Source organism: Betaproteobacteria bacterium (assembly GCA_016791345.1).
Taxonomy (GTDB): domain Bacteria; phylum Pseudomonadota; class Gammaproteobacteria; order Burkholderiales; family JAEUMW01; genus JAEUMW01.
In genome coordinates this window covers 1-10,061 of record JAEUMW010000430.1, presented here as the reverse complement: position 1 = coordinate 10,061, position 10,061 = coordinate 1, and the positions used below count along the sequence as shown (strand labels likewise).

At 66.7% G+C, this 10,061-nt stretch carries 11 protein-coding genes and 1 pseudogene; 7 read left to right on the top strand and 5 right to left on the bottom strand.

The features are described 5' to 3' along the window. Nucleotides 1-75: 75 nt before the first annotated feature. Nucleotides 76-894 (bottom strand): serine/threonine-protein phosphatase, encoded by an 819-nt coding sequence (locus JNK68_16200; protein ID MBL8541885.1) that lies wholly within the window; start codon nucleotides 892-894, stop codon nucleotides 76-78. Between the two features lie 142 nt (nucleotides 895-1,036). Between JNK68_16200 and JNK68_16195 the strand changes: the two genes are divergently transcribed. Then, a complete protein-coding gene (locus JNK68_16195) occupies nucleotides 1,037-1,903 on the top strand; it encodes a YicC family protein (protein ID MBL8541884.1) in 867 nt (288 codons plus the stop codon). Nucleotides 1,904-2,294: 391 nt separating this feature from the next. Continuing rightward, nucleotides 2,295-3,365, top strand: coding sequence for a pyridoxal-phosphate dependent enzyme (locus tag JNK68_16190; protein ID MBL8541883.1), 1,071 nt, complete (start codon nucleotides 2,295-2,297; stop codon nucleotides 3,363-3,365). Between the two features lie 96 nt (nucleotides 3,366-3,461). Here JNK68_16190 and JNK68_16185 read toward each other — a convergent pair whose 3' ends face one another. Continuing rightward, the gene (locus JNK68_16185) at nucleotides 3,462-3,776 is read right to left on the bottom strand and encodes a DUF3301 domain-containing protein (protein MBL8541882.1); all 315 of its coding nucleotides are present in this window, start codon (nucleotides 3,774-3,776) and stop codon (nucleotides 3,462-3,464) included. A gap of 195 nt (nucleotides 3,777-3,971) precedes the next feature. Here JNK68_16185 and JNK68_16180 point away from each other — a divergent pair, with 195 nt between their 5' ends. Beyond that, on the top strand, nucleotides 3,972-4,670 hold the full coding sequence (locus JNK68_16180; protein ID MBL8541881.1) for a DUF433 domain-containing protein: 699 nt from the start codon (nucleotides 3,972-3,974) through the stop codon (nucleotides 4,668-4,670). Beyond that, on the top strand, nucleotides 4,667-5,086 hold the full coding sequence (locus tag JNK68_16175) for a hypothetical protein (protein MBL8541880.1): 420 nt from the start codon (nucleotides 4,667-4,669) through the stop codon (nucleotides 5,084-5,086). Before JNK68_16180 ends, JNK68_16175 begins: the two co-directional genes overlap by 4 nt. A 163-nt stretch (nucleotides 5,087-5,249) precedes the next feature. On the opposite strand, the gene JNK68_16170 is transcribed toward JNK68_16175, so the two are convergent. Then, nucleotides 5,250-5,588: a nucleotide pyrophosphohydrolase gene (locus JNK68_16170; GenBank protein ID MBL8541879.1), complete on the bottom strand. Its 339-nt coding sequence runs from the start codon at nucleotides 5,586-5,588 to the stop codon at nucleotides 5,250-5,252. Nucleotides 5,589-5,860: 272 nt separating this feature from the next. On the opposite strand from JNK68_16170, the gene JNK68_16165 reads away from it, so the two are divergent. Together JNK68_16165 and JNK68_16160 are read left to right on the top strand one after the other, a co-directional pair. Further along, nucleotides 5,861-6,202, top strand: coding sequence for a hypothetical protein (locus JNK68_16165; protein MBL8541878.1), 342 nt, complete (start codon nucleotides 5,861-5,863; stop codon nucleotides 6,200-6,202). A gap of 98 nt (nucleotides 6,203-6,300) precedes the next feature. Next, a pseudogene (locus JNK68_16160) lies at nucleotides 6,301-7,169 on the top strand (efflux RND transporter permease subunit). Between the two features lie 52 nt (nucleotides 7,170-7,221). Here JNK68_16160 and JNK68_16155 read toward each other — a convergent pair. After that, nucleotides 7,222-8,202 (bottom strand): TIGR04348 family glycosyltransferase, encoded by a 981-nt coding sequence (locus tag JNK68_16155; protein MBL8541877.1) that lies wholly within the window; start codon nucleotides 8,200-8,202, stop codon nucleotides 7,222-7,224. A gap of 17 nt (nucleotides 8,203-8,219) precedes the next feature. Between JNK68_16155 and JNK68_16150 the strand changes: the two genes are divergently transcribed. Beyond that, nucleotides 8,220-9,386: an SUMF1/EgtB/PvdO family nonheme iron enzyme gene (locus JNK68_16150; GenBank protein MBL8541876.1), complete on the top strand. Its 1,167-nt coding sequence runs from the start codon at nucleotides 8,220-8,222 to the stop codon at nucleotides 9,384-9,386. 9 nt (nucleotides 9,387-9,395) lie between these two features. On the opposite strand, the gene JNK68_16145 is transcribed toward JNK68_16150, so the two are convergent. Next, on the bottom strand, nucleotides 9,396-10,061 hold a 666-nt coding region (locus JNK68_16145), incomplete at its 5' end, for an L-histidine N(alpha)-methyltransferase (protein ID MBL8541875.1).

Below are 10,061 nucleotides of genomic sequence, written 5' to 3'. Positions count from 1 at the left end.
GGGCCGCAGCTCGTCGGGGCGTCGGCCGGCAGTGCGTTCTATGGTCATGTCAGGCGTCGTCGGCGCGCGTCGGGCTCAAAGGGGCGGCGTCGGTCCGCAGCAGACGACGGCCTCGCCCGGCGCCAGGGTATCGATCTCGATCCCATCTTCGTCTGCTTCGTCGCCCACGGCAACGACGACGTAGCTCAGGTTGTCCGCGTAGACGCCCGCCCGCTCCTCCGCCTCGCGCAGCAGCGGTTCGAGTCCGGTCGGCGACGGATCACGGGCGACGGCGGCGACGATCTCGGCGTTCGTGAGCGGCGACCACAGGCCATCACTGCAAAGCAGTATCCGGTCGCCACGGACGAGCGCCGTCGCCGGCGACACCTCCACCTCGGGAGCGCTATCGCCCCCCAGGCAGTTGTAGACGAAGTTGCGATCGGGGTGCACGCGCGCCTCCTCGGGGTCGATGAGACCTTGCTCGACCAGAAGCCACGCACCCGAATGATCCCGCGTCGTGGCCAGCACCTCACCGTCACGCACGAAATACAGGCGCGAGTCACCGACGTGGCACCAGGTCGCCGTCGCATCGACAATGACGCAGACCGTGCACGTCGTGCGCGGCCAATCCGGCAGCCGGTCCTCCCGCGCGCGTTCGCGGATCCCGCGGTGTGCCTCGTCGAGCGCCCCGCGCAGCATGCCTTCCGCATCCCGGCCGTCTTCACGCGCCCAGTCCGCGAAACGCCGGAGGACGTGCTCCACCGCGATCTCGGCGGCAAGCTCGCCGCGCGGATGACCGCCCATGCCGTCGGCGACGACCAGGAGTGCCCGGTGCGCCGCATAGGCGAACCCCGTGCGATCCTGGTTGCCGTGCCGGCGCCCGATGCGGCTGTCCTGAAAGATCCTGAGCTTCATGCCTCGTTGCCCGCGCGTTTCACCGCTTGCGGCGCCCGTGAGAGGGGGCACATTATGTGGTATCTTTCCGCGCCCCGCCACGGGTGCGCGGGCACCCGCACGGAAAGCGGCAGGACCGAGAACAACGATTCGGGGAGCGATGATGATCTACAGCATGACCGGCTATGCCAGCGTCGCACGCGAACTGCCCGAAGGCGTGCTCAATCTCGAACTGCGGGCGGTCAATCACCGCTTTCTCGACGTCCAGCTGCGGATGCCGGAAGAGCTGCGGTTCGTCGAGCCGGCGCTGCGGGAGATCTTCGCCGGCAAGGTGTCGCGCGGCAAGCTCGAATGCCGCCTCAACTGGACCCAGGCAACGGCGGCAGCATCGAACCTGGAGATCAACGAGGCGCTCACACGCCGCCTGGGCACGCTCAACCGCCAGGTGCAGGCGCTGCTTCCCGACAGCGAGGGACTGCGGGTCATCGACGTGCTGCGCTGGCCTGGGGTGCTCGCCGCCAATGTCCTGCCGCTCGATGCGATGCGCGAACTCTGCCTCACGCTCGCCCGCACGGCGCTCGACGACTTCAATGCCTTCCGCACGCGTGAAGGGGAACGCCTGAAGGCCTTCCTCCTCGACCGCGTGACGCAGATGGAGACGCTCGTCGCCACCGTCGCACCGCGCATGCCGCAGGTGCTGGCCGCCTTCCAGGAGAAGCTCGCGACGCGGCTCAGGGAAGCCATCAACAGCGCCGACGACGATCGCATCCGTCAGGAATTGACGCTCTTCATGACACGCAGCGACGTCGACGAAGAACTCTCGCGCCTGGGCACGCATCTCGTCGAGGTGCGTCGCGTCCTCGAGCGCGGCGGCACCGTCGGCAAGCGACTCGACTTCCTGATGCAGGAACTCAACCGCGAGGCCAACACCCTCGGCTCGAAAGCCGCGGACGACGCCGTATCGAAGACCGCCGTCGAGCTCAAGGTGCTGATCGAGCAGATGCGCGAGCAGGTGCAGAACATCGAGTAGCGCACCGGGATCGTCCGCCCGCCGCGGGCCGAGACCGCGACGTGACTCAGGCCTCTGCGCCTGATCTTCCCCCTCGCGAGCGTCGACAAAAGGGACCACGCGTTGAGGTAACACACGTTGTCCGGGGCGTACTTCGCCTCGAACGACTGCACCCGCTGAACGTCGATCCTTACGCCGCCGCGAGCGCAAATGCTCCCGCATCGTCTTCGTCGACGTAGCGCCCTGCAAGGACCACCATGGAGTCGATCGAGGGCGTTGCCGTCGTCTCTTGTGGCTTGGTAATTTTTCACAAGAAGCCGGCGCACCGTGACACAGACCCAAGAAGCCCGTCTCCCGAGAATGGTCGCACGCGGATCGATGTTCAGCCGCGGGACCTTCAAAGGAGCGATCCATGTCCCAGCCAGCGCTGTTCCGGTTCTTTCCCCAGCTTGCCACCTCCATCCCATGGGTGCAGCTCGCAGAACGGACCCCCGTTGGCCGACTCGCAGTTGCGGGAAAACGTTGGGGTCACGACCGGCTGTTCATCAAGCGCGAGGATCGCACGGCCACCCTGTACGGGGGCAATAAGGTGCGCAACCTGGAGTTCATACTCGGCGAAGCGCTTGCGCGCGGGGCGTCTCGAATCGTCACGGTGGCTCCGCTCGGCTCCAACTTCGTCGCAGCCCTTGCGGCGCAGGCGTCCCGCGTCGGCCTCGACGTCGAGGTCGAGCACTTCGTTCCGGTACGCAGCCACCAAATCGACACCCACGCGAACTTCAGTGCCGCGGCCGGTGCAAGCCTCTCTCTGCATGCAGGACGGCGCGGTGCCGTCGGCGCGGCAAGCGTCGCAGCACTCAAGCTTGCCACGTCCGCTGACGCGTTCTGGTGTGCACCCGGCGGGTCGAGCGTGACCGGGGCGCTCGGACATCTGAACGCGGCGCTGGAACTCGCGGAGCAGGTACGCGCAGGCGAGATTCCGCAGCCCGACGCGATCGTGGTCGGTGCCGGCACCTGCGGCACGATGGCCGGGCTCACCGCCGGCTTCCGACTCGCGGGACTCGACGTACGGCTCATCGGCGTGCGCTGCGTTGACCGCGTCGTCTGCCACCGACGCGCCATCGCACGGCTCGCGAACGGCGTGCTGGCGCGCGTTGGCGCATCGGGGCGAGTCCACGCGAGCGACATTACTCTGGTCGACAGTCCGTTCGACCACGGCTACGGCGTCCCACTCGGTCGCGCCGAGGAATTGATGGCCTCGTTCGAGGCGGACGAAGGCATTCGGCTCGACACGACCTACACGTCGAAGGTGGTCGCCAAGCTGGGAGAGCTTCTTGATTCGGGCATCTTCACGGGAAAGAACGTCCTCTACTGGCATACGTTCAGCCCGGCGGCGATGCACTGGGGGCAGGGCCGGCGCCAGGAAGGGCTCGAATTCCTGAACGCGGGTCAGCGCGCAGCGGGGGCAGTGCTCGCGCTCTCCTGAAGGCAGGGACTGCGGGGTCCGTCCAAAGCGCTGCGTCCGGGAGTAGCCAGTCGCCCTCGGTCCCCTGCTGTCATTCTCGCGACGCTGCTCGGGACATCACGCCTGTGGCTGTGAGTCGAGATGAATCGACAGGACCGAGCGACCGACCATGGCGATGGCGCCCTTGCGACGGTTGTTGCCGGTGTCGCTGTATTCGAATCCGTACACCCGCCGCAGCCTCAGCCGGCCCTCGCCGTCCCGTACCGGCCACATCGATTCCACCGCCACCGTATCGTCGAGAAGCAGCAGTTCCTCCAGCCTGCATGCGGCGCGGGCTGCCTTCACCGCGGCCTCACGGGCTTCCAGGAGGGCCCACCACGCCCAGCCTGCCGCGGCAAACAGCAGCAGGAGCAGGAGTTCAAGCCCGGTCATGAGCACACAGAGATTTCGAGCAAGTGATCCTTGGTTGGGTAGGTGTCCAACTCCGGTCCTCAGGTGCACACGGCCTCCACCAGATAAGCCGTGACTTTCCGCGCCGGGGACGCTTGACGGTCGCAGCACCTGCTTCCATCATGCAGAACACTTTTGATGGCTTGTCCAGTCCCCGCTACCAACGTCGTGAGGCGAATGAAAGCCGACGGACGCAACCAGAAGATTGAGCTTCGGGACCAGCCCGCTTACGGTTTGGCCGAGGCGGCTCGCTACCTGAAGCTGCCGGTCGCGACGCTGCGTTCGTGGGTAGTCGGGCGTGCTTATCCGAAAGCGGACGGGGTGGTGGCACACTCTCGCCCGCTCATTCACCCGCCGAAGAAGCAGCCGCTGTTGCTGACGTTCTGGAATTTGATCGAAGCCCATGTGTTGCGGTCACTCCGGACAGAGCATGGAGTATCCATCAAGGCAGTTCGAGAGGCCGTGAGCTTTGCTGAACGGGCCGAGAAAATTGACCGGCTCTTGTTGCGCAAAGACCTGCGCACCGACGCCGGCAGGCTGTTCCTGGAGAAGTATGGTGAGCTCATCGATCTCTCGGCGTCAGGGCAGTTGGCGATGCGCAAGCTATTCGAAGAACACCTCGAACGCGTGGACTGGGACGAATGGCAATTCCCGGTGCGCCTGTATCCGTTCGTTTCGGGCGAGTCGGCGCGTCGGCCTATTGCCATCGATCCGAAGCTCGCGTTTGGGCGGCCAGTCGTACTACGTGCCGGCGTGTCCACCGGGGTCATCGCTGAGCGCATCGATTCAGGGGAGACGGTGGCCGAACTGGCTAGCGACTACGGTCTCACCATCGAAGACATCGAACAGGCGGTAGTCTACGAGCGCGCGGCTTGAAGCGCGTTTTCTTCACAGACCGAGACCTGGGCAAGCGCTTTCCCGAGATCCTCAGTGCCACAGGCTTGCGCGTCGAACGGCACCACGACCTCTTTCCTCCCGATGGTCCGGACGAGGAGTGGCTGGAATACTGCGGCAGCAAGGATCGGGTTGCGATCAGTCACAACGAGCGCATCCGCTACACGCCCAACGAACTGGCCGCTGTCATTCGGCATCGGGTTCGGCTGCTGATCGTCGTCGGACACGCGCCGTTCCATGCACTCGCACAGAACTTCGTGAATACGTGGCCGAGGATAGAAGCGTTCCTCGATGCCCACAAACCGCCTTTCATTGCAAAGGTGTATCGGCCCGTGGCATCCGAGCTGGCTCGCAATCCGGCAGCAGCAGGAACCATTGCGCTTTGGTATCCGCGATGAACGACGGCGTTCAACGGTGCTTTAGGCGATCTCATGCAAGGCTGTCTTGGCGATTTCCTGCTCCTTCGGAACGAGCTTGAGTCTCGGCGAGTCGCGCCATTGGCAGGAGCACCGAATTCCTGTTTCCGTTCGACAACGCCCGCAGCCGGGTTTAGTCAGTCACCTACAGCTCTGTGTACTTGCGTCGGTTCCCGCGCGCCTTGTCCACGGGATATTTCCTGGCGTTCAACGCGAGCTTGTCGCGGGCGGCCGCGATGAGATCGACGTCGAGCCGGTCTGCCAGGCGCACGAGGTAGAGCAGCACGTCGGCGATTTCCTCGCGTACCTGTGCGCGCTGCGCAGTATCGAGGTTCGCGGATTCCGCATCCGTCAGCCACTGGAAGTGTTCGAGCAGTTCGGCAACCTCGACGCACAGCGCAGAAGCGAGATTCTTCGGCGTATGGAACTGATCCCAGTCCCGTTCCGCAGAGAAGCGACGCAAGGCGTCGCGCAGTTCGATCAGGCCCGGCGACGAAACGGGATCGGCTGCGGAAGTGGCGACGCGGGAGGTTTCGATGTTCGTCGGGTGGTCAGGCAAGGGATACCTCCGCGAGGATCGGCTGCTCGCTCGACCGGCAGGCCACGGCGGTCGAATTGCAGGGAACCCTCATCGCTGATGAGTTGTCTGGCAGCGATTTCGCGCGCCAGCAAAGGGACGAGTCCCGCGCGCGCTCGGCATCGGCGACGGCCAGGATGTAGAGGCGGAATGATAATCGCCTTTTTCGTCGAGGCACCATGAGTTCTTTGCGCCGCTGCGCACTCGTCTTTCTGCTGTTGTGGCTGCCGCTGCGGGCGGTGGCCGGCGAGCTGCTGCACGCTCACGAGGCGGCCGGGAGCGAGGAGATCTCCCATCTCACGCACGATGGCACCTCCACGCCCGCCGACGACGGCTCGACCTGCGTGCAATGCGCCGTCGCGCATGGCTTCTGTCATCTGGTCCTGAATCCCGGCGTCGTCTCGTCCACGTTCTTGGCGCTCGCCGAACCGGCGGCGACGCGCTATCTGCCGACGCAGCCCGTCCCGCTCGCGGGTCTGGGCGCCGACTGCATCGATCGCCCTCCCTTGTCCCGCGCGTAACGCGACCGGCGCTCGCGCCGCGTTTGCTCTCCGCTAGCACCCCTGGCTGACCGCCGACGCTGTTGCGGCGGCTTTCCGTTCTTTCGCGAGGAACAGACATGACGCGACTGCAGCGTCCGCTACTGCGCACCGACCTGGATGCGATGCGGCGGATCCCGATCCGGCTGCTGGTGGCGAGCGGCGCGGGCCAGACGCCCTACGTGCGGCTCGCCGACGTGGCCAGCATCGAAGTGGCGCCGGGCCCCAACCAGATCAGCCGCGAGAACGCCAAGTGGCGCGTGGTGGTGACGGCCAACGTGCACGGCCGCGACATCGGCTCCTTCGTGGCCAAGCGCAGGCGCGGCTCGATGGAGAGATCAGCGTGCCGAGCGGTTACTGGATCACGTGGGGCGGCACCTTCGAACAGCTGCAGTCGGCGTCGCGGCGGCTCACGATCGTGGTACCCGTCGCGCTGCTGCTCGTCTTCATGCTGCTCTTCGCCATGTTCGGCAACATCAAGGACGGACTGCTCGTCTTCACCGGCGTGCCGTTCGCCTCACCGGCGGCATCCTGGCGCTGTGGCTGCGCGACATTCCGCTTTCCATTTCGGCAGGCGTCGGCTTCATCGCCCTGTCAGGCGTGGCGTGCTGAACGGGCTGGTGATGATCGCCTTCATCCGCGCGCTGCGCGAACAAGGTCGATCGCTCGACGACGCCATCCGCGAAGGCGCGATGTCACGGCTGCGCCCGGTGCTGATGACGGCGCTGGTTGCCTCGCTCGGCTTCGTCCCGATGGCGATCGCCACCGGGACCGGTGCCGAAGTGCAGCGGCCGCTCGCCACCGTGGTGATCGGCGGCATCCTCTCGTCGACGCTCTTGACCTGCTCGTGCTGCCGGTGCTGTATCGGATGCTTCACCGCGCGAGCGACGATGTCGCCGGCACGCGTGATCGCTGGCCCGGCCACGCGGTGATTCCGCAGGACCCCTGATCGGGCCGGGGTCTCGATGCGGGCGGCGTGTTTTCCGCAGGATGCGTGAACGTCAGGGCGCGACGAGCAGCGCCTCGACGAGCGCGAGAACCGACGCTCGTTCGGTGCGTGGCTCGAAGAGCGGCGCACGCGCGCCGCACTGTTCGGTCAACTGCTGGAAGAGATCGTCGGCGCCGCACCCGCGATTCGCATGACAGCGCAGGATCAGCGCGGCGAGCGCCCCTGCATCGCCCCACGGGAAATAGCCCGCGTAGCCCGCGCCCAGCATGCCGACGTTGCCCTCGATGCGCGAGGCGAGCACCGGCGTGCCGCTTGCCACCGCTTCCATGACGACGTGCGCGCCGCCCTCCATGCGGCTCGCGTGGACGAGCAGATGCGCGTACTGGATGCGCCGGCGCACCACTTCGTGCGGCAGGCCGCCGAGCCAGCGATAGTTGGGCGCGGCCGCCATCGTGGCACGCGCCGCTGCGCCGAGCGCCGCGTCGAGCGACTGCCCGACGTGGTCGAGATGGATGTCGCGGTGTGCGGCGAGCAGGCGGGCCGCGGCAAAGAACGTCTCCGGGGACTTTTCTTCGCGCAGGTGGCCGACCATCAGCGCGCGCAGCCGCTGCGTCGATTTCGGCAGCACGCGCCGTGCGGTGGTCGACTGGACGATGACCCGCGCCTTGCTGCGCACCTCGTCAGGCAGCGCCAGCGGCCCGCGTTCCTGCAGCACGACCAGCTGTTGCGCGAGCGCGAGGGAACGCCGCGCCGCCGGGTCGGTCGCGACGTCCCGATACAGGTCGGTACCGGTCAGCACCACGCCGAGGCCGTATCCCGGATGCGCAGCGCTCCAGGCGGCAATCGCATCCGCCGAGCGCCGAGCGTGCAGCGCGATCATCACCGCGTCGCGACCGGCGTTCGCATCCGGCCACGTCGTGCCGAGGCGGACGGTGAACCGGTCCGAGAGGTGCTGCTGCCAGCGCCGCGCCGTCTGCCAGTTGCCGTTGTTGTCCGCGCGCAGCGCGGGGCTCACGATGACGACTTGGGGCATACTCTCGGGCGACACCGATGCAACCGAATCCCGGCCTCCCCATTCGTCCTGCCGACAGCGCACGCACCGGCGGGCGCGAAGTGCTCGCGGATGCGCTGCGCGAGAGCCGGGCGCGCACGCTCTCGCTGCTCGATGCCTATGTCGATGCACTCGGCCGCGCGCTGCAGGTACCGTACTCGGAACAACTTAATCCGCCGCTGTGGGAGGCCGGGCACGTCGGCTGGTTCCAGGACTACTGGATCGCGCGCAACCGGGAACGCGCACGCGGCGTCGACTGCGATCCCGACCACGCGCGACCCAACGGTCGGCTCCTGCAGGCCGACGATCTCTACAACTCCAGTCGCGTCGCGCACGCCACGCGCTGGCAGCTGCCGCTGCCCGGACTGGTGGGCACGCGCGGCTATCTCGCGGACGCACTGGCGGAGACGCTGGCGCTGCTTTCCACCACCCCCGAGACCGACGACCATCTGTACTTCTTCCGCCTCGTGCTGTTTCACGAGGACATGCACACGGAGGCTGCAATCTACATGGCGCAGGCGCTCAGCATCCCCTTGCCCGGTTCGCTCCTCGCCACACCGCAGCGGCAATCCGCCACATCCGTTCTCACTGTGCCCGCGCAGAGCTGGACGCTGGGTTACAGCGGCGGCGGCTTCGGGTTCGACAACGAGCTTCCTGCACACCGCGTCGACGTGACCGCCTTCGAGATCGATGCGGATGTCGTGAGCTGGGGGCGCTATCTGCCGTTTCTGGACGCCACCGGCGCCGAACCACCGCGCTACGTCCGCAGGCGCGAAGCCGTCTGGGAACAGCAGCGCTTCGGGAAATGGCAACCGCTGCCGCTCGATGCCGCGGCGACACACGTCACGTGGGCCGAAGCCGACGCCTGGTGTCGCTGGGCCGGACGACGGTTGCCGACCGAAGCCGAATGGGAAATCGCCGCAGTGACGCAGCCCGAGTTCCGGTGGGGCGAGGTGTGGGAATGGACGGCGAGCCGCTTCGAGCCTTTTGCGGGATTCGTCGCCCATCCGTATCGCGATTATTCCGCGCCCTGGTTCGGCGACCGCTACGTGCTGCGCGGGGCGAGCCGGGCGACGTCGCCGCGCATGGCGCATCCGCGCTACCGCAACTTCTTCACGCCGGAGCGCAACGACGTGCATGGCGGGTTTCGCAGCTGCGCCGCTTGAGCACCGCTGTCAGCAGGCAGCCGAAAAGACGGCAAACCACTTGCGCGCGTCGGTCCAATGCCGCAGCCGCGAGAAGCCCGCACGTTGGAGCAGGGCCGCGAAGTCGTCGACACGCCACTTGTAGGAATTCTCGGTGTGCATGCGCTCGCCGGCGGCGAATCGCCGCTCGCCCTCGTGCCAGTGCACGACGGTCTCGCGGACGGCTTCGAGATGCATTTCGATGCGCGAGTGGGCAGCGTTGAAGAAGGCGACGTGGCGCCAGTCACGGATGCGGAAATCGGTTGCGGCCAGGCGGTTCAGGTGCAGCAGCAGGTTGCGGTTGAACGCTGCCGTCACGCCCAGCGGATCGTCGTACGCGGCTTCGAGGACGTCGACCGGCTTCAGCAGGTCGACACCGATCAGCAGCGCACCGCCGTTGCACTCGGCATGTGCACGTCGCAGAAAATCGAGCGCTTCCTCGGGCGTGAAATTGCCGATGCTGGAGCCGGGATAGAACAAGGTGCGCGGCCCGCCACCGACTTCCGGCGGCAGCGTCAGGCGCTGCGAGAAGTCGAGCCCGACACCGAGCATGTCGATCGCGGGTTGCTTCTGCTGCAGGAACTCCAGCGATTCACGCAAGTAATCCGCCGAGATGTCCACCGCAACGTAGCGCCGTACCTGCAGCGCGGCGAAGAG